14 protein-coding genes and 1 pseudogene are annotated in these 20,678 nt (G+C 47.4%); 10 read left to right on the forward strand and 5 right to left on the reverse strand.

Annotated features, from left to right (window positions below; translation table 11 throughout):
• Nucleotides 1-16: 16 nt before the first annotated feature.
• Nucleotides 17-268, reverse strand: coding sequence for a hypothetical protein (locus KBW69_RS01115; RefSeq protein ID WP_257279609.1), 252 nt, complete (start codon nucleotides 266-268; stop codon nucleotides 17-19).
• Nucleotides 269-303: 35 nt separating this feature from the next.
• Nucleotides 304-873 (reverse strand): hypothetical protein, encoded by a 570-nt coding sequence (locus tag KBW69_RS01120; protein WP_257279610.1) that lies wholly within the window; start codon nucleotides 871-873, stop codon nucleotides 304-306.
• 61 nt (nucleotides 874-934) lie between these two features.
• On the opposite strand from KBW69_RS01120, the pseudogene KBW69_RS23585 reads away from it, so the two are divergent.
• Nucleotides 935-1,470 (forward strand): annotated as a pseudogene (locus KBW69_RS23585) (Mut7-C RNAse domain-containing protein).
• An 86-nt stretch (nucleotides 1,471-1,556) separates the two neighbouring features.
• Here the strand turns inward: KBW69_RS23585 and KBW69_RS01125 are convergent.
• Both KBW69_RS01125 and KBW69_RS01130 read right to left on the reverse strand, forming a co-directional pair.
• Nucleotides 1,557-2,225, reverse strand: a complete 669-nt coding sequence (locus KBW69_RS01125) for a hypothetical protein (RefSeq protein WP_257279611.1) — start codon at nucleotides 2,223-2,225, stop codon at nucleotides 1,557-1,559.
• A gap of 17 nt (nucleotides 2,226-2,242) precedes the next feature.
• The gene (locus KBW69_RS01130; RefSeq protein WP_257279612.1) at nucleotides 2,243-4,642 is read right to left on the reverse strand and encodes a plasmid replication protein, CyRepA1 family; all 2,400 of its coding nucleotides are present in this window, start codon (nucleotides 4,640-4,642) and stop codon (nucleotides 2,243-2,245) included.
• 843 nt (nucleotides 4,643-5,485) lie between these two features.
• On the opposite strand from KBW69_RS01130, the gene KBW69_RS01135 reads away from it, so the two are divergent.
• From KBW69_RS01135 to KBW69_RS01155, 5 genes are all read left to right on the forward strand, one after another.
• Entirely contained in the window at nucleotides 5,486-5,881 is a 396-nt protein-coding gene (locus KBW69_RS01135) for a cupin domain-containing protein (RefSeq protein ID WP_257279613.1), read from the forward strand.
• Nucleotides 5,882-5,961: 80 nt separating this feature from the next.
• The gene (locus KBW69_RS01140; RefSeq protein ID WP_257279614.1) at nucleotides 5,962-6,711 is read left to right on the forward strand and encodes a LuxR C-terminal-related transcriptional regulator; all 750 of its coding nucleotides are present in this window, start codon (nucleotides 5,962-5,964) and stop codon (nucleotides 6,709-6,711) included.
• Between the two features lie 563 nt (nucleotides 6,712-7,274).
• On the forward strand, nucleotides 7,275-7,838 hold the full coding sequence (locus tag KBW69_RS01145; RefSeq protein ID WP_257279615.1) for a TIGR03761 family integrating conjugative element protein: 564 nt from the start codon (nucleotides 7,275-7,277) through the stop codon (nucleotides 7,836-7,838).
• On the forward strand, nucleotides 7,807-9,240 hold the full coding sequence (locus KBW69_RS01150) for a conjugal transfer protein TraH (RefSeq protein ID WP_257279616.1): 1,434 nt from the start codon (nucleotides 7,807-7,809) through the stop codon (nucleotides 9,238-9,240). Before KBW69_RS01145 ends, KBW69_RS01150 begins: the two co-directional genes overlap by 32 nt.
• Entirely contained in the window at nucleotides 9,233-12,523 is a 3,291-nt protein-coding gene (locus KBW69_RS01155; RefSeq protein WP_257279617.1) for a conjugal transfer protein TraG N-terminal domain-containing protein, read from the forward strand. The genes KBW69_RS01150 and KBW69_RS01155 overlap by 8 nt, the downstream gene beginning before the upstream one ends.
• On the opposite strand, the gene KBW69_RS01160 is transcribed toward KBW69_RS01155, so the two are convergent.
• A complete protein-coding gene (locus KBW69_RS01160; protein WP_257279618.1) occupies nucleotides 12,475-12,876 on the reverse strand; it encodes a hypothetical protein in 402 nt (133 codons plus the stop codon). The two genes, KBW69_RS01155 and KBW69_RS01160, sit on opposite strands and share 49 nt — an antisense overlap.
• A gap of 33 nt (nucleotides 12,877-12,909) precedes the next feature.
• Between KBW69_RS01160 and traC the strand changes: the two genes are divergently transcribed.
• The 4 genes from traC to traN are packed head-to-tail and all read left to right on the forward strand — an operon-like array spanning nucleotide 12,910 to nucleotide 20,592.
• On the forward strand, nucleotides 12,910-15,327 hold the full coding sequence (gene traC, locus KBW69_RS01165; protein ID WP_257279619.1) for a type IV secretion system protein TraC: 2,418 nt from the start codon (nucleotides 12,910-12,912) through the stop codon (nucleotides 15,325-15,327).
• Nucleotides 15,324-15,851 carry a 3'-5' exonuclease gene (locus KBW69_RS01170; RefSeq protein WP_257279620.1) on the forward strand — a complete coding sequence of 176 codons (528 nt, stop codon included), beginning with the start codon at nucleotides 15,324-15,326 and terminating at the stop codon, nucleotides 15,849-15,851. Before traC ends, KBW69_RS01170 begins: the two co-directional genes overlap by 4 nt.
• Nucleotides 15,848-17,764, forward strand: a complete 1,917-nt coding sequence (locus KBW69_RS01175; RefSeq protein ID WP_257279621.1) for a TrbC family F-type conjugative pilus assembly protein — start codon at nucleotides 15,848-15,850, stop codon at nucleotides 17,762-17,764. The genes KBW69_RS01170 and KBW69_RS01175 overlap by 4 nt, the downstream gene beginning before the upstream one ends.
• Nucleotides 17,761-20,592, forward strand: coding sequence for a conjugal transfer protein TraN (traN, locus tag KBW69_RS01180; protein ID WP_257279622.1), 2,832 nt, complete (start codon nucleotides 17,761-17,763; stop codon nucleotides 20,590-20,592). The genes KBW69_RS01175 and traN overlap by 4 nt, the downstream gene beginning before the upstream one ends.
• The last annotated feature ends 86 nt before the right edge of the window (nucleotides 20,593-20,678 follow it).

Raw genomic sequence — 20,678 nt, forward strand, 5'->3', positions numbered from 1 at the left:
ATGTTTACTGGCAGTATTATTGCTCAGAAACCTCAAGAGACTCTAGCCGAACGAAGCTGGGTGAGGATTTAGTAGCTGGATCACTGACCCGGACTTTATATCCGGCTTTTAAATACTTGAGGACTTTGTCCAAATCATCAACATACTCGCAGTCTTCCTTGAAACGGGTCTTACTGACTACGTACTGACCGCTAGCGTGCTTACGAGGAGTCAGCTGTGAGCCTGCTTTTTTACCGCGGGTAACTCTATAAGTGATTTTGGGAACCATTTTATAATTCTTTTATTCTGCTTATCCCTTCAAGCTTACGGCACTTCAACCCAGCGGCAAAATTCCCGAAATTTATCCGGTGCAATATTTTTTGGCATAACTTTTCGATTTACCCGCCGCACTATAGTTACAGCTTTTCTGTTTTTTGGGCCGATGCTTACGTGCAAAGGTCTGTTGGCACCATAGAAGTAGAGTTTATCGAAGTCGCAGTTCTGAATGACCCACTCAGCCACCACATCAGATGGCTGGTCAGTACAGATAAAATCACAGGCCAATCCCAGATCGGGACATATTGGCATACCTTTACAGTTCAGCTCATACCCAGCATGTTGATCCACTGGAGGGTAGATATTTGGCGTCTTATCATTTTTCCTGGCTCGCTTACGAATTGCAGAGGTCAGCGAGGGAGTAGATAGCCCGTAGGTCAAGTGAATCCTACCAAAATGGTCTTGTACTGGATCAAGAATAGACGTAGCCAGGAGCTTAATAGCAGTCCAGGTGCCATCTTGCTGCGGCATATTTTCCGGCCGTTCCTGTTCGAAGGTTTCACCACAGCAAATCAGATCTTTGAAATAAAAATGCCGGCTACACTTCTGATCAATCAATTGCTTGATAGCGTGTAATCTCCTTTGACCGGAATCATATGTCTGATTCCACCTTTGGGATATGCCACATCGCCGACTCTGCTTGGAATCAAATGCAAGTGGCAGTGAAATACTGTCTGAACGGGTCTCCCTCTATCCGGTCTTCGAGCGTCTTGACCTTGATGGACTGCAAAAGCTTCGACCAGTGCAATCACGAAACCCCTGCTTTATCGCAGATGTTCATCTTGGCAAGCTAGTCAGATATTTGCGGATATCGGGCTTTGATACATTGTACAGGATGGTTATGCAGACGACGAAATCGTAAAAGTGGCTCTGATCGAAAAGCGAGTCATTCTGAGGAGGGATTTAGGTATTCTGAAATATCGACGAGTGACTCATGGTTACTGGTTGGGGAACACCCTACTACACCTGCAACTGAAAGAGTTCATTCTTGCATTACAACTTGAAAATCAGTTTAAGCCTTTCACCCGACGCAGCCTGTGCAATGATGTTACAGAACCTGTGGCAGCAGAACAGATTCGCCCTCTAATTCAGGAGCAGACACGGTTATATTTCACTGAATTTTTCCAGTGCCAAAACTGTATGCAGGTTTACTGAAAAGGCAGGCACTATCAAAAGCTCAAAGCCAGGCTTGAAGCTAATTTTCCATGCTTATAAACGCTCATTTATGTAATTTCCACGTTTTAGTCTGATTTAAAGTCTGACCTCACTGTAGGTAGCAGTGCTTTCGATGAGGTGGCTGCCCTGAACTGCAGAGGACTATCTAAAGTCGTTGCGATATGGAAAGCCTCATTTACCTGATATTGAAGTCTGGCAGTCACACCTTGCCCTTTTTTCATACTAAACACACCAGTGTGTGACAGCCCAATTTGCTTGTGAACCGCCCTGGATCGAGCATAACGACGCATACAAGCCAATGACTCCAGATTGATACTATAACGCCTGACCCTCTTCCCCTGTCCAGTATCAGCAAGCATTTCACCAGTCCTAACCTGCTGACTATTGATGACCAGCCCGGCCATTCTCAACAATCGATTGACGAAATTGCAGGCCGATTTTGGGCGCTGAAATCTTGCCCCTTCCGAAGTGTTCAAAATCACAGAATCCGGTATCAGCTTGAGCTGGTTCAGCATGAAAGGATACTCATTATGGTAAGCCTCAACTCTATCCACCACCTGCTCTGCTTCTTTCTCCCCCCATGATTGCTGATAATCCCAGTTGGGAAATAATGGCTTCAAAAGCTCTCGATAAACATCAACGCCAATGGATTCAAATCGTCGATGACAAATGGAAGTGCCTTCCTGATCAGGCTCTGGCCGGTAATGGCTACCATCCGGCAATGGGAACTGCATAAATCGCCTGAGTCGTGTCAGCTCAACCTTCTTCCAGAACTCAATATCTCACCTTTCAGAGCTACCGGCTCAATACCCAACTCTTCACAGATTCGATAGCGTTCACAACTGCATATTTCCTGTAGCCTTGGTTCGACTTTATGAGACAGCTCATCGTACTGGCTTGCAGAGACGATAGGCGACTGTTGTATCGCTGCCCTCTCCTCTTTTTCCACCTCCTCTTCAGTGGCTTTCCAGCACAAATCAAACGATTCTGATTGTTGTTTACCCTGGTAATACTCCATAGCAAATCCTCGGTTCTGCATCAGATAAAAAAGACCATTGCCGCCCAATGCCTTGAGCTTCACCTGTCGGCTACGCTCTGCTTCACAAAAGCCATCGTATTCCCCCACCGTTACGCCATCAGTATTGCGCACATAGCGTTGGGCGTACTGCAATGCCCGGACTCTGGCCAGCCAGTCCTCATTGTCCTTTTTACCCGGAATCAAATCGGCAACCACAGTAAACTGCTGGGCAGACCTGAACCGCCGGAGCATTTGCACAAACTTCGTCGGCAAAACAACATTATGGGAAAAACCAAACACCTGATCGAACGGCGTCTGAATCGAAACACCTGACTCAATGGCTGGCGTATAGATGATGACCTGGTATCGCTGAGCTTCCTGATCAAAGTTTTTCTGAAAGGCTATCTGATCAGGCTCATTACGATTTTTTCCATGAAACAGTAACATTGAAATGTCGGGGTGCTGTTTTCGGATGATTTTTTCCAGTTTGCCTGCGTATGCCCTGCTGTCCGTGGCTATCGCTATTTTTCTGCCTTGGGCGACAGAGGGCAGTAGCTGCTGATCGATGACCGATTTAGCCTGAGTTTTGCCAGTAGCAAACTGGCATGCCAGCGTTACATCCCGAGAATACGGCATCTCGTAAAAATGTATTTCCCTCTCAGGAAACCACTCCTGCAACAACCCTACATGATAAGAGGACAAGTCGGCATCACAGATAATGACGGTAGGCGTTTGTTCAATTAAATCCAGGTAACGTGCAAGAACTGAAGGGTCTTTGATATGAGGACTGGTCCCCAGCACAGAGATATGTTGCGAGAATTCATCCAGCAGCAAAATATCGGTCTTTCCTGTTTCCAGAAATCGGCTGACATTCGGGGCACAAAGGCTGTTAATACACGTCACTAGTCGGTTGATACTCGCCATACAGAATTCATAGGTATCCAGATAACTCTCCAGCCCCTGCCGCTTTGCCAGTTCATGAGCCAGGGAAACCAGATGCGTAATCGCCAAAATCCGCTCACCCTTCTGCATGGCAGATTGAGAGAGTGCCGACATCAGTTTTGTTTTACCTGATCCATAAGGGGCTTTTACCAGGGTTATCCGGCCTTTTTCCAAAGAAACGGTTTGGGGCGTAATTGCTGATACCGCGTGATAGAACTCTCCCAGTGACTTTCGTTTACCAGAGCTTAATCCACACTCACGCTGAATAACCTGTTGCTGCCTGAAACAGTAACAGCTTAACTGCCGTTTAAGCTGGTTCAGTGTGTCAGGATGCAAAAGATAAGGATTAGCGGCCTGAATCCTCTTAATAAAATCATGTTCGCCGCACTGGGCTGGAACCCTATGATGAAAGCGACTGACAATGGCCTCCGCCAGTGTGCCTGCAAATTGCTCATTATTGGTTTTGGCAAGAAGCTTAAGCGCACTTCGATAATCACCGCAGAAATTATCCTTTGCCATTTCGACAGCAGCTACGGGCACAGACTTTAAATTGATGGCGAGTATCGGTTTCCTCACCCACTGCAGTTGTCGTTTTAAACCCTGAAAACCTGCATCCAGTCTTACGTCGCTCCAGTCTTCTCCGTATCTTTGTGGTATCACCCAACGAAAACCGGCACGATGACACGCCATTATTCCAGGCAAATCATGATCCAAAGCAATGACAAGGTTGTGGGCAAGGTGCGGCCATTTATTTGTCAATTGTACAGCGATTGATCGGGCATTGTTCTCGCCAACTATACAAACCACAGGTTCGCCAGTGGCCAGATAGACATTGAGCGCGTCGGCCATACCGCCAACTATTCTCAGACAGCCAAGATATTTTGGTAGCTCCGCATGAGAAATGCCGACTAAGGCAAAACTTTGAGAAACTTTCGTGCCCTTGGTGACTTTCTTGTTGTCTTTGACTGCAAAGCGATCCGGACAATGTTTGTGCAACAGCCCTCGCGGATAGATTCGCTCATATCCTGTTATCTGACCATTTACGTTTACGAGCGGGTACTCAAGGCAATCACCATACCACCAGTCCCGCCCAACTCTTAACCCAATCAGAGAACTCAATAACGCAAAATCCAGCTTTTTTTCCTGGAGATACCCGGTCGGATCAACCAGTACGTCAGACAATTTGCTCATGACAAGAAACCTTGCCAGACACGCCAATCTCGACTAGAAAGAGAACTGGCAATGTATGGTCCTGCACTGACACAACAAACATTGCTTCAGAAAGCCCGGTTCCATGACCGGGCTTTTTCTTTTTTGGCTTCCATGGTTGGAAAACAAAGCAAATCGCTGTGCCGAAATGAAAGTATCTGCTGCCGTCAGACAACAGCAGGATGCACAGCGGTTACCGAAAAATCGGGTATAGACTTCGAAATAGTCTCGATCGGACGATCAGCAGAAGAGCACGCTTCGGAAGGTATTGGAGGAACAGAAGATTTAGACCGGCAGCCTTTAAGGCAAAGGCTGTCCGCAGGAGATACCTGAACATAAATACTCCATAAAAGTATTTACGCCCAAGTCGCAGAACTGACTATAATAACCAACGGTTTCATAGTCAGCCTGTGACTTTGACATAATGGCAGGGGCTGGTTGAGAAGCCGGTTCACCCCCTGTGGTGAGCGTCGACAGGGTGTTCTTTAGGCAGGGCACTCTGTCTCTTACTGCTTTACGATACTGCTCTTGAATAATGAAATATCGAAATTAACAGACTGGCTTCTCAAATACGACTGATGGCGTTCTGGAACAAAACTTATTTCGAAATAACAACAATGACCTCGCATTAAAAACAAATCGTTCGAAGTATAAGTCAGCTTTTCAAAAAGCTGACCTATAATTTTTGCTGTATTAAACGGTTATTAATCCAACTATTTTCGATTTCAAATCATTTTAATAACAACGACTTCATTAACTTGTCTTTTTCGGTTCTTAAACAATGCTTTGACCTACGAATAAAAATTCAGTCGAGTGAGAAATACTGTGAAGACGGTTATAAATATCAAAGAAGCCCTGAGCCAGGCAAAAGCCGATGAAAATGTCGGAATTGCTATTGCTCCGCTCTCCTCTGGCAAGAAGTTCTGCCTGTTCTGTGCAGAAATCAAAGAAGGCCATAAAGTAGGTTGCCACTACCATACCGATGGAGAAGAGGTCTATTCTATCCTTTCCGGCGAAGGCATTATTTTTACCGCAGTGGTAGACGATGACGGTCAGATTGGCGAAACACTGTCCCGCAAAGTATCTACGGGAGACAACTTCACCATAGATGCCGGAACCGCACACCAGCTTATGGCTACATCTGACCTGGTACTCATGTTTGTATGCCCGCCTGAGCACTTGGATAATGACCGGATCATGCTGCCCAGTCTCGTTACATAGGCGACCGTGTGTTTGACCATCTTCCTCAAAACAACAAACAGATTTTTTCATCAATCACCCGAGAAGACAGTCATTCTGTTATGGATAAGGCTCGCTCTGTAATATTGCACTATCGTTCATTGATGGAATACCACCCTCAGGACGTCTGGGACATAATGGACGTCCACAATCGATTTGCCTACGCCAACAAAAATCTTAACAAGGTAGTGGGTCTTAGTAAAAGTTATGATTTTGAAGGTCGACATATGACCGAACCTCCAGCAGCCTGTTATGACGTCTGTGCAGGCAATTTTATAGAACAGAACGAACACTGCCTGCAAACCCTCAGTGCCATTGAAGTTCTGGATATACACCCCGGAAATAAGAATGAATGGTTCGTTTATATTTTCAGAAAGACGCCCATTTTCCTATTGGAAAATGAAGTCATCAGCAGTTCTCATGCAAAGCACCATGAAGCAGAAATCGTTGGCAGCTTACATCAGGGGCGGGATGTGCTCGAGCATTGGAAAAATGGAGTAATGGGTTTGCAGCGGCTTTATAAATATTTCACGGGGAAGTCTGATATCTCCATTCTGCGTCAGTGTCCGGAAGATTTGCCAGACTCACAGACCGAAGTTCTTTTTTTGTTGCTCTGCGATAAAAAAACAAAAGAGATTGCAAGGATTCTTAACATCTCTGAATCTGCAGTCAGAGGTCGTATCAGTGCTCTCAAAACAAAATTTGGTGTTCACCGTCTGCCAGATATTGTCGAGGCAGCTATCGCCAAAGGGTACCATCAATACCTCCCTTCCCGCTTCACCGGTAAACAGATTTCCCTGATCCTGTCATAAGTACTCAGTCACTGCAGCCTTAAAAATAGGTTATAAGAAGCAATATTAATTATTAAGAAATAACTTTTAATTTTGTCTTGATAGATTATCAAATCTTCTATACTCGAATACTGATCAGGTGCTTGGCCTAAGAAGTAGCTGATTTTAACGACAGGAAATTCAACTGATTCAATCTGGTTTCCTTTTACTGCCATTATGTCAAAGCCACTCGGTTGTCGTTCTGACTGTCAACTTGTGACTTCGGCATGAGCTGCTCTCAGGAGTTGTATCATGACGATCTTAATCTTGTCTCAAAAGCCACCTCCCTTTTGCTGTTCGGATTCGAAGCAGCTGTTTCGTTTTATTACTGATTCAACTCCTTTAATACCAACAGCAAGGTCACTGATTCAGAAGACTGTTTCCGCCTGACGGTTTCAGCCATTCTGATCATTTCTGTGCTTTTTGCTTATCAAAAAAGCAGGCTATTCCTTTGCCTGTTGGAAATACTTTTGCCAAATGCTCCTAAGGTCGGAGACGTGCGGTAGCCTGTGTTTTAAATTCTTCTCTGATTAGCAGTCTCAATCATGTCAAGCAATCAAAAACGATCCCAGCCAGCCATTGTTACTGAATGTCTTTTGCAGACTAACCAGGCACAAAGGATGAGTACCTGGATGGATTTCAGGCTGAAAAACATGTTGTTTATGCTGGAGGTGGTTTACAAGGAGAATGAAACTCTACAAAACATGGCTGAAAGTACTGTGCAGAAGATTATTCAATTATTGGAGCAACTCGATGCCGATTTGAAAAATGCCATCGAAGAGTTGCCAACTCTAGGCGATAACAGCACCTCCGTAGAATACAGCTACCCAAAAACCGTTGAGATTTCCTGTACCACACCTCATGCCCAAATCTATATCAATTTGCTGAAAGACTTTGACTTACTGGTTCAACAATGTGACCAGTTATGGCTGACAGGACAGTGGCAGCGTGAAGAGTCCCGTGAACCGGTCAGGGTCTGGACCAGGGCTATATCCAAAGGCTTGTCTGACTGTGCTGATCACTTCCTGCCCCTGCGGAGGAAGTACATTCAATATCAAAAATCCGTGCATCAAACTGATGAAGCTTCAGAAAGCACTGACCCATCATAGTCAAGTGAGGAACCTGATTCTGTTTTATCTGTTGGTGTTCTCCTGCCTGGTTCCGGTTGACGCCAGCTCACTGCAGCAGGAACTGAACAAAATGCTTAACACACTGTCCAGCAGTTCTGATCCGGCGGCATATCAAACCCAGCGTCGTGGTGTCATTTCAGGCGGTGCCTTTCATGCCCGAACTCGCATCAACGAAACCAACTTGACGGGGATTGTACCTCCGGAATTTTCGGCTGGCTGCGGCGGAATTGACTTGTATGGCGGCTCTTTTTCTTTCATCAACAGCGAACAGTTCAACAAGTTGATTCGAGACATCGCCGGTAATGCTTCAGGATATCTACTGGGACTGGCCATCAGCGCCATGAATGAAAAGGCATATCAACATATCGAGGCCTTGCAGGAAAAAATCATGCACCTGAACAGTCTCTTCTCAAACTCCTGCCAGATGGGACAGGGTTTAGTGAACAGTATGCCAATGCCTGCGGCTATGAAAAAATTTCAGACCGATGCTTCACTGAATATCAGTCGCGCCAATGTGGCTGACACCTTTCAGTCGTTTACCGGCACGGGATTATCCAACCGTGATCCGGTCAAAGCCTGGCGGCAATCGGCCAGTCCGCAGGATCAGGAAAAGATGCTGGGTAATCTGGTTTGGAATGCACTGAAAAAGTCCTCTGCTATTACCGGCAATGATTACCGTGAAGCAGTTATGAGCCTGACAGGAACCATCATTGTTTCCATGGAATCTGGTGATACTCAGCCACGGTTGTTCAGTCATGTGGGTAATCAGTTGAAAGTGGAGGACCTGATTTATGGCTCTGATCAGGTAACTCTTTATCGTTGTCATAACCATTCAGGTTGTTTGTCTATGGCATTGATGGATAAACAAAAACTATCGGGATTATCTGAACATTTGACTCAATTGCTGAATGCTCTGGCAGATCACTGGCATCGCAATGCAAAAGATTCCCTGCTGACGGTTAACGGTGTTTCAGCTCCAGCACTGCTTCAGAATTTACCCGTAGGCACCGGAGCTATGATCCGAAATCTAACGGCTGCCGACGTTCAGTTAGCAAAGCTGTTTATTGCCCAGGCTGCGCCACATATTGCTTTCTACATGGTGCATCAGTTTATGGAAGATCTTCATCATATCACTGTATCGCTGGTGAATATGGAAAGTGATTATCATCCCTTTGCCCAACAACTTCAGGACACACTGAAATCTTCTAAAACCCAGTTGCATCATGAGCTACAAAGGCTTGGAGAACGCTATGGCCGGTTTGGAGAACTGATACAGGACTATCGCCATATGCTGGCAGTGGCCGAACAGAAGCGATATCAGAGAATTCAGCTGGAACCCGGCCACTCCCAACGCTATCAGAAGGCCAAGAGCCTTGATTGAGACCATCTATTCCATTGGTGATGCGAGTTTTCTCTACACCGTCCTGAATGGTCTCGTAATGATCGTAAACGATCCTGAGTTCCTGATGACCATCAAGATTGGATTCACTATTGGCGTGTTTTATCTGGCTCTACAGGGGCTAATGGCAGGAAAGTTTCCAGCATTCCAGCACTTGCTTCTGAGTCTTCTGATCTACTCCGCTTTATTTGGTTTACCCACGGCAGGCAGGAGTTACAAGGGTATCAACGTGGATATATATGATGTTTATACCGACACCAATCGCAAGGTCGATAATGTGCCGTTTGGTATCGCCCTGACAGCCAGTATGCTGTCCACGATTACCTGGAAACTGACGGAAACCTTTGAACAAACCTTTCATAGTGTCGATGCTGCAAAACTTACCCATAACGGCTACCTGTCCAGTCTGACCAGAATGATGGAAGCCCGCAGCAAAGCCATGAATCAATTTCAGAACCATCCGACACTGGCTCAGTCATGGCGAAACTATATCAAGGAGTGCACGCTCATTGGCATTGATCTGAATTTCAAAACGTTGCATGAAGTATTCAATAACAGTGACGTTCTTGCGGCACTGGAATTTCCCTCTGAAGTATTCGGTACTCTGATTTATAAGAATGGGCAGCCTAACAATGTAACCTGCACAGAGGCATTCACCTGGTTGAAGCCCCGAATGACGAGCTGGTTTGATCAAGAAATCCAAAGAGACAGTGTCTCACCTGGCAGGAATTTATCTTTGGGTGCTGCATTACAGGCATTAAGCCAGGGTGCAGAATCCAGCCGTAATTTTCTGATGGCCTCTGCCCTCCTTCCAATTTATCACGATGCCACCATCGAAAAATTGCAGGATATACAACAGCCACAGGCTGCCATTATGACTCAGCAAGCCATTCTGCAACGCAATACCCAATGGGCAGGGGAGCAACATCTTTTCCTGAGCAGTATGCGGGCAATGATGGCGTATATCGAAGGATTTGTGTTCGCCGTGACTCCCCTGATGGGATTGCTGGTTTGCGTTGGATTGTTTGGCGTGCGGCTGGCCTTTAAATATCTGATGCTGTTGTTATGGATTCAGCTATGGATGCCCGTGCTGGCGATCAATAATCTCTATATTACTCTGGTTTCTCAGGGCGCTATGGCTGCATTGTCGGCTCCGATCACCAGCTTCACCGGTATCATGGAGTCGGGACCGATTCTGGAATATTGGTTGGGTGTTGGTGGGCTGATGGCCGCGTCTACGCCAGCATTGGTTCTGATGTTGCTTTATGGTAGCGCGATCACCGCCACCCATCTTGCAGGCAGGATGCAAAGTGGTGATTTTATTAATGAGAAGGTGTCTGCCCCAGATATTATGATGCCGGGGTCTGCCATTAACCAGCAAGCTGGCTGGAATATCGGACCGCAACAGGGAGCGACTCGAGGGCAAATTGATCAAGTGGTTCCGGCATTGTCGGCCAGTAGTCATCTATCCAATCTCGTACAATCCAAAGATGCAGCACGGAAATCTTCCGGGATGGCGTTCAGTCAGGCGACCGGTCATGCGATTCAGCAACGGTACGGAAATACTGTTGATAGCCGGGAGCTACGTCAATTCAGCAGTAGCCTGAGCACAGGGGAAAGCCAAGTGGCTCAGATGCGGGATGATTTGGCGAGAGACCTGCAAAAGCAATTTGGCCTGGGTTCCCAGACAGCCAAGGATATGGCTACCACAAAAGTACTTGAAGCCGGTGGTGGGATCTCAACCGGCAGTTTGCTTGGTAGTTTATTTGGCGTAGCTGGTAATTATAAAAAGCAGTGGTCAGGAATAAACCGCGATGTAAAAACTGATGCATTCCAGAATGCGGTCACATACCTGAACAAAGAAAGCTTCTCAAAAAACTGGAGTTCTCATCTCCAGAAAGCTCTTTCAATGGATGCCACTCAAAGCCATTCCCAAAGCTGGATGAAAGAACTGGGCATGAGTGATGACCAGTCCTATCAGAAAATGGCTCAGGAAAGTCTTAGTAGCGAGAAAAGTTTTGAACAGGCCAATCAGTTACAACAACAACTGGGGCAAGCTTTGAAGTGTGGACCTGCAATCTGGGCTAACCGCATAGCTGCCTCAGAATCGGCCATGGACATACTGCAATCGAAACCCTTTGATCCTGAGTTCCAACAGCAGGTTAATCGCAATGTTCAAAGATTCAATGATCAGTTTGCCAGCCCGTCAGAAACATTAGCCGCAGCAATGGTTTCGACTTATCTGAACAGCTCCAACGAAACAGACCTGGGTAGGTTGGGAGAAGCTTTACAGAAGTCCAACATAATAGGCTCAGCCGCTGAGAATTACCGTCCTGAATCTAATCAGCCATTAGCTTCGCAGAAAGTCAGTGATGGAAGCCTTGCAACCTCTGTCAATAATGCGCTTTATCAGCCTGAAAACATAAGCCATGATCAGGTTAAGCAACGTATATCAGAGTCCAGCCAGCTACCGGAACAAAAAACCTTACAAGAGGCAAATCTTCAATCTTCTACCATACGAAAATTGCCCTACGCTCTTCAACCACTGGCTAAAGATTACCACCAGTCGAGCCAATCTATCAAAGGTCGGTATCTGCAATCAGGTCAAAACAAGCCCTACATCACCAACCTTTTAAAACACAGTGCCTATGGTACAGCCCCTTCCACATCGGGACCCGGACTTAAGCTGGGATATAATGAGGCCTTTGATAAAGCACTATCACACAGCCTTACCGATAATCAGGCTGCTACTTTTGCTTCTCTGGTCAAAGACCATGATCCAAAATATGAACGAAGCTCTGATCCGGAAGACCGTCGTCACCGTCTGGGACAATCCATTGCTGAAATCAGTCGAGGCTGGGGAGATCAGAGTGCAGTTTTAGGTCAGCACGCCTTTAATCATCTGACCCACGCCGCAGACAATCCGCAGCACACTGAAGCTGCACTCACACTGATCGGAGAAATGAACCGGCTTTACCAGCCAGAACTGAAACAGTATGAACAATCAGTTGAAAAATGGTTAAGGGGACAATCATTACTCCCGATGGAAGGCAACTACCTTGATACGACTATGCCTCCTGAACATATCGGTAGCAATGTCGGGAGTGAGATTCAGCAGCGCCAGTCAGACAACAACCTTAGGGTTTTCGGCAGACAGGATAAAGGCCTCTACCAGGAGCCACCATGTAAATTATCGAGAACACATCGAGATGCAAGTCAGAAGCTATCGAACTTGATAAAACCTGACTCCGGTCTTCCTCCATAAGGTGTTCCTCCCACATCAATTCCACCTGCCATAGGTAAGCCGGTTGTCGGATTGGTTTCTCCCTTTAATTGCCAGCCCTTGCTGGCTGGCTGTGAAGCGAATTTTTCAGGGAACTCCCGGTTAAACTGCCAAAGGAGAAAAAAGCACCCAGCAGAAAACAGGCCCCAAAGAACCGGAGACCCCAAAAGCTTCCAGCCATAGCCCGGAACCAAGACCAGGTACACCAACTGCTCAATCAACAGACAACAAAAAGTCAGCCCTGCCAAACTGGCTACAAACCCTTTAATCCGTTTTAACAAATTCATCTTCTTCACCTCCCAGTAGCTCTCTACTGAGTTTTCAGTTTCGTTCATCAACATAGTTCAAAATCAGCCGGGAAATGCCGAATGTTTGAAAACCCCAACACAAGGGTACCTATAGAACCCCAGTATACAGATTCACTACTGACGACCCGTGCTTACGATCCTGAAAGTCAGGTTTTCTTATGCGACGATAAACATCTGTTTTTCGGATTTCTCAGCCTGCCCCTCAGTGGACTCGACAGTGGACTGGATGACCGCCTGAACGGTTTACTCAACCAGGACTGGCCCGACGATACACTGCTTCAGTGCGGCTTGATTTCCAGCCCCGACGTGATGAACACCATTCGCCAACTGATGCTGGCCAAAGACCGAACTGAATCTCGTTTCAAAGCCATGCTGAAACAGAATATTCAACAGCTACAGGCAGGCATTCATGAACCGGTAACCAATGAACAAATGCTAAGGCATGGGATTCTGTGGTTCACGATCAAGGTTCCCATCCGGCAGCTCTCACCTAATGAAGATGATTTACTGAAAGTCAGGCGGCTCAAATCCTCCTTTCAGGGAGGCATTGATACAGCCGGTCTGTTGTCTATCACTATGACTCAACATGACTGGCTTCGCCTGAATATGATCCTGACCAATCATCATGAATACGGCCATTGGGCAATGGAAGGTGCCCGAGTGGATTCAGAACGACCACTTAACCGGCAGGTCTTCGATCCAGATACACCTCTGGCTGTGTCACCACATCAGATAGAGCTGGGCTCCGGACATAAATCCAGAGTCGTTAAAGTACTGGTTGCAAAAAAGCTCCCGGCCTATGCAACACTGGGTCAGGCATTTAATTACCTGGGTGACAGCCAGAATGGCAACAGGGGAATCAAGTGTTACGCCCATATTCATGTACTCCTTCACTTCCCCTCGATCAACCAGCTGCAATCTTCACTGAACAACAAACAGCGTATTGCCAGTCAGCAAGCCTCCAGCCCTATTACCCGTTTTGAACCGAGGCTTATGGAGCGCAAGAAAGATTTTGATGTGCTGTTTGAAGCACTTAACAAGGGCGATGCCCCCCTGAAGCTGACGTTTACTCTGGTGCTTTATTGTAATTTCACCAAAGAAGCCAGCCGGTTGTCGTCCAATGCCTGCAGCTACTTCCGTGAACTGGGGTTTATGCTTTATGAAGACGTGTATTTCATGCTCCCGATGTTTCTCAACACCTTGCCCGGCAATGCCCAGAAAAGCACCCAGACCATTGCCATGCATGAGAAGACCCTGGCAACACGTCACGCCGTTCCACTGCTGCCGTTATTTGATGACTGGTCAGGGCATCAGGAGGCGTTATTGAACCTGGTATCCCGTCGTGGGCAGTTGATGAACCTGTCGCTCTTTGAATCCAACAGCAACTACAACGCCATTATTGCGGCTACTTCCGGCGCAGGGAAAACCGTGCTGGTCAATGAAGTCATCAGCAATATTCTGATACGGGGTGGTCAGTGTTGGGCTCTGGATATTGGCGAGGGTTATAAAAAGCTGTGTCAGCATTTTGATGGATTGTTTCTGGACTTTGATCAGGGCAGTGAAATCGGTATGAATCCATTCGCTCTGGTTCATGACTATGAAGAGGAAGGCGATATTCTGCTGGCACTGATCATTGCCATGGTGTCTCCGCGAGAGCCTTTAACTCCTTATCAGGAAGCAAGTTTACGTGAACAAATTCGGGAACTCTGGGAAGGGGAAGGTACGGACAGCTGTATTGATCTGTTACAGGAGCGATTACAGCAACATCCGGATGAGCGTATCACCGACCTGGCCGTGCAGCTCGGAGCCTTCACTTCCAAAGGTGAATATGGTCGTTTTTTCTGTGGAGACAATACGCTGGATATCAATCAGTCTTTTACCGTGCTTGAACTTCGGCATCTGGACAATCGCAAGCACTTGCAACGAGTGGTGATTCTGGAGCTAATCTACCTGATCCAGCAGATTATGTACTTTGGTGATGTCAGCCGCCGGAAGTTGGTAGTGATCGACGAAGCCTGGAACCTGATGCGGGATACTCAGGGAGCGGCCCTATTCATCGAACATGGTTTCCGCCGCTTTCGACGATTTAATGGTGCCAACCTGATGGCGGCACAGCGGATTGAAGACTTTTATGAAACCGCTGCAGGGCGGGCCGCGATGGATAACAGTGCCACTCAATTTCTGCTCAAGCAACAGCTGTCCACTATCAATGAATTAGAAAAACAGCAACGCTTACCCTTATCACCAGAAGGTTACAAACTGCTGAAAACCGTCCATACCGTTGAAGGCAAATATTCAGAAGCACTGGTGCTCACGGAGCAGGGGTCTGGTATCGGCCGTTTGATTCTGAATCCCTTTAAAAAGCTACTCTATTCCAGTCACCCTGAAGATGAAAGTGCGATCCGGACTTATCGATCTCGGGGACTTTCTCTGAGTGATTCCATTATGCAGGTACTGAAAGACAGGAATGCTGTATGACTATCTACGTTGATACTGAAACTACCGGCCTTAGCCCACAAGATGAGATTGTTGAGATAGCCATTATCAATGATGATGGTGAAGCTCTGCTAAACACACTGGTCAGACCAACACATCATGATTGCTGGCCAGAAGCCCAGGCGATTCACCGAGTCAGTCCGAAAGCAGTGGCCCATGCTCCGACTTATGATGAGCTACGGGCTACAATCCAGACGCTGTTTCAGAATCAGGAAGTGGTGATCTACAACAGGGCGTACGACAGCCAATACCTGGGCATAGAACTTGGAGCAGCGAAAATCGTACAGTGTTGCATGCTGCTGTTTGCTCAACACTTCGGTGAGTGGAGTGCCTGGCATGGCAATTACAAATGGCAGAATCTCAACAAAGCCAGTCAGTATGTGCTGCACAAATGGGAAGGCGAAGCGCATCGTGCTTTGTCCGATACGTTGGCAACACGAGCGGTCTGGCATTACTTAACCCGCCCTGAGGTTCGCCTGCGGATTGATGAATTTAAAAACGTATGACTCTCTCACCCTTCTGGCTGGTGATTATTCTGCTATTGCCAGCCACCAATACAGCACTGCCTTCTAACCTCACTATTAATCTGTTTGTATCTGAAGCTCTGGGTGAGGTGACTCTGATTGAGTTACTGCGGGATACAAAATCTCTTCACAACTTCAATATCATCGTGCGAGGAATGGGAGCCAAAGATACTAATCTGGCTCATAGTATCAGCCGCTGGCAATACCGGATAAAGCAGGCCGGTGTCGGGAAGAATATTCAGATTAACCCTGTTTTATTCCGTGAGCAGAATATAAATCATGTGCCTGCAATGATTGTTGTCAACGGCAATACTAAACTGACCGCTTTTGGTGTTACCTCGCCTGAATGGATGATGCGCCAGTACCGTGCCGGCAAACATGGCAATATCGGAGCCTATGGCTCAACACTTCCTGTCAGCGAACCAGATTTATTGGAGCATCTTTTGCTGCGGCTCAAACAACAGAACTGGCAGCCCCTTCAAGAAAAAGCACAGAAACGGTTGCAGACTAAAACCCTTTCTTTCGGAGCTAAGCTCCCGACTAGCCGAGAGGCATCCAGCAAAGTTCTGAAAATACCCGGTCACTGGCGTACACCTATGGTTGCCGTGAATATTAACGATCGTCAGCAATTGAAGGCGGTGATTCCATGGTTACAGCAATATCCTGATGCGCTGATTTTGGTATCCAGTGGATCGCTACAACAGTTTCAGAAACTATCCAGTCTCTGGCATGAACATACAATTTACATCATGCCCACGGAGCTAATTCATCGCTTTCAACTGACTACCTTGCCCGCATTAATGACACCAGAAAACCTGAGTCACTGGCGAGTGATAACAGCAGCAGTATCACAGTTTTCTGCCATTGATGTGGTGTTGTGGGCAAGAGCTTTGATTTCCATGTCTGCACAATCTGCGTCTGCGCAGGAAACCACAGACAACCCATCAAAAGCCCTGTGCCAGAACGTACCCATTCTGTCAGAGAAACTGATTAATTCTGTACCTTGGAAAGAGCTGTTTCCCATTCGTATCGGACTGGCAAAACTGGGTTCGGGCAAAGAGCCTGACGACAGAGCTAACACCAGTACGGGGTCATGCTTCTGCGAAGACAGTGCGGGCATGTTTCACCCTGGCGTGACTACCGGCTTCTGGCGACCTCAAAGGCTAATTGAACTTACCCGCAGTCCCGGCTGCCTGATGGCATTGGGTGGTCACAAGCTATCTATGGTTGACCAGCGTCGTTGGGGAACACTGGGTTCTGCAAATATTCCCAAAGGCTTAACCTATCTCCACGCTCACGTTTACAGCCTGCCACTGATTGAAATGCTGAATATGTATACCGGTATTGGCGGCTGTACCAGTGATCTGGTGGATTTTGACCTGCTGAATTTGTCAGAAGTAGACCCGTCGTGGAATCACCCGGAGCTGGCCGCCCTACTCTCTCCCGAGCTGGCCGCTTATGCCAATCCTGCGGCGATTAATGCTTGTACAGCTGATGGCCTAGCCGCTTTGAATTCACAACCTATGGATAATCTACACTGGTGCGCTGGTAGCTGGGGCTCCCTTTATCCATTGTCCGGTTTTACCAGCACCTACGGTCACTTTGCCGATAACACCAGTCTGCTGGCAACACGAGCTCTAGCCAAAATTCATCGGATTGGTCTTGGCAGAAAAACCATAGGAGAAGAGGCCCAGTGCCAGAGCCGGATCACTCCCTGGCTCCCCAAAAGCCAGTACAAAATGAGCATGTTCTGGCCTGAGCCGGAAAAGCAGAAAGCACACTGGATAGGAGCTTCAGCCGCAACATGGGGAATGCATCGTCACCCATTGGCTAAAGACGACGCTATGTATCTGCTTTGGCAATATCGGGATTGTTGCCAGACCGTCAGTCAATGACAATACGTGCCTGCTACAACCTACTGGGTCGGTTGTTAGCTATCTGCTTTCACACGGTAATGGCAGAAACCACTCAGGAAGCCACTCGCACATTTGAGCAACATACCCACTCAACCTGGCTCCATCAGATTAACCAGCAATCTGAAGCTATTACAAGAAAGCCTCAACCTACTACCAACCAGGTACCAAACCTGTTGATGGAAAACCCTTCAGACACTACTCACCGTCGGAAGTTGGAAAGTTATTATCAAAATGAAGATTTCGATGGCTTACAATCTTTTGGTGAACAGCGGGCGCAACAACTGGAAACTGAACAATCCCCGGTAGGTGAAGCATGGCGCCTATTGAACCAGTCACCGGATCGATATTACCCCGATGCCAACGAACACACGATTCTCCACCCTGTAGAACAAAGTATTAAGGCCCTGCAGCACCCCAACACCTGGTCTAAACAGAAGCACTGGCCTACAGATGCTAATGGCAATCCCATATACGACAACTCTTTAGATGGGCAGAGCGAAATGAGTGCCACGATCGCACGACTACGTCGACACTTCAGAGGCTGTGACTACCAAAGAACACTGGTACTGAAACAAGACCGTCAGGTACACAGCCCGGACATCAGGGAGTGCAGCCGGGTTCTGGTTAAAGATCACAGCCTGACGCTCAATCGTCACCTGACTGTCCAGCCTTTTTTGAAACATATACGCGGCAGCAGTATCTCCGGTCTAAAAGCCTGCGACAGTGGTTCAGACACAGAAGGTTGCCTGGAAATCCGGTTGGGCATCCGCAGTGCTGACAACTACTACCGCTGCCGCTGCTGTATTAAAGAAGAGTCACTGACGGTGAAAATGCTGAAACCCGAAGCCCTCAATCAAGTCAAACTGGTCGATGCCCGCTGGGATGACCGCATTCAACTCTGGCTGAATGATCACAAGCTATGGCAAAGCAACCCAGATTTTCCGCCAGAATCCGGTGGCCGGTGTGACCGGGATAAAAACTATTACCTGAACCAGGAAGTCAGCCTTGCCAGGGAAGTCATTCAGTCCGGGGCACCCGATATATCCTTTCGGTTAAGAACCTCCGTCGGTGATAAAGGGGAAGGCTTTGCCCTGATCCGTCTGTATTTTGATCTTAGCCAGCTGGTTTCATCAGACCATTGGGGGACCTTGGCACAACAAGAGCTGCTGGCCAATATGCAGCAGTGGCATAACGATGGTTTATGCAAGCCGTCGTTTCAATGCCTTGAACGACTGCCTGCGGCTGAATATACCGTACATGGCAAAACCGTCCCTCTGTTCTCTTCACTGTCTCCAGAATTACCTTCGGACTGTAAAATGACCAAGGCTGAAGTCGACTGTTTCTTCTACAAAACGAGATCATCACAATCTCCGCCGGATCACTGTGCTCACTATGCCAATACCCCTCACTGTGAGTTTCTGGACAGCCGTTGTTTAGGTGAAAAGTCCGGCATCTGTTATACCCGACAGGATCGTTATGACTGTGGCTACAAAGGCCACGTGAATCGCATCGGTATCGAGGAGAGTATTCACTGCGAAGGTCAACCCATGCAGTGCATGTTAGGCGAGTGTCAGGCCAATATTACCGATGCGGATAACACTGACTTTGCCAGTGCCGTCAGCGGTCTCCATGCCGCAAAACATATGGCGCACGATATACAGTGCAATCAGGACGGGAGTGGTTGCAGGATATTCAGCGGCAAGCCCTGCACCTGCAAACAAGGCATTTTCAATATAGTGGACTGCTGCAATCTACCTACCCATGTGAATTTTGCCAGCTATATGAACCTGCTGCTGATGGGCTATCTATTTGATCAATCAGCAATCCATCTACAGGGGAATTTTCCCAATCAGCTGACTGGGTCTTATCAGAAAATGAGGGAACCACTGATGGAGGGCATCAACAAGCTCATTCAGCCTGCAAAGAATCTATGGTCCGATTTAGGCAAAAGCTGGGACAAGCTCACAGAAAGGCTATGGCCGACAACGGCTGAAGTTCATACCCAGGCTGCCACTGCCAAGCCCATTGCCGGAGAACTGTCGCATGAAGCTCAGAAGTCTATGCTCGGCAATATGCAGCAACAACTGATGCGAAAGATGGCAGAAGTCGTCCATAAAATTCTGGGCGAGGATGCCACCAATCTGCTTTTTCGAACGGTTGGTAACAACCTGGCTTCTCAGGGCGGTCAGCTGAGCCAACAAACCCTGATTATGAACCCGGCCATCACCTCAGCGATCAGTGTCGTCACCATGATCTACACGGCTTATACCATGACCAAGCTGATTATCCAGATCACGAACAAATGTGATACCGAAGAATTTGAATTGGCCGCCAAACGGGAGATGAAAACCTGCCATAAAGTCGGCAGCTACAGGGAAAGCAAATTGTTGGGATTGAGCAGCATGGAGTACAACAGCTATTGCTGTTTCAGTTCACCCCTTTCCCGCATCCTGCAAGTACAGATCAGAAAGCAGCTGAACACTGGATGGGGCTCTGCCGAACATCCCGATTGCACGGGTATAACGCCTGAAACCCTGCACGCTGTGGACTGGAACCAGATTGACCTTAGCGAGTGGCTGGCACTGTTAAAATTGCAAAACAAACTGCCAGACTTGAATGCCGATACTCTGAAACAGTTGAATCTGGAAACTCTGACGGGCAAAGGGTCAAGGCTCGATTTTGATAAACAGCGGGAAGATAGCAGGAAGAGGCTCGAGGCACGATACAAGAACCTTAAGCCAGAGCAAATCAATCATTTTCAGAATGAAAAGGCACATCAGCTTCGCTCTCAAACCAGTCACCGCTGAGTCGGTCAACGGCTCTCTCTTGACAAAAACAGGTTCTCAAACCACAATTGCTTCATATTCTATGTCCCATGTCCTAGGACACGGGA

The organism is Endozoicomonas sp. ISHI1, from assembly GCF_024606225.1.
Classification (GTDB): Bacteria; Pseudomonadota; Gammaproteobacteria; order Pseudomonadales; family Endozoicomonadaceae; genus Endozoicomonas_A.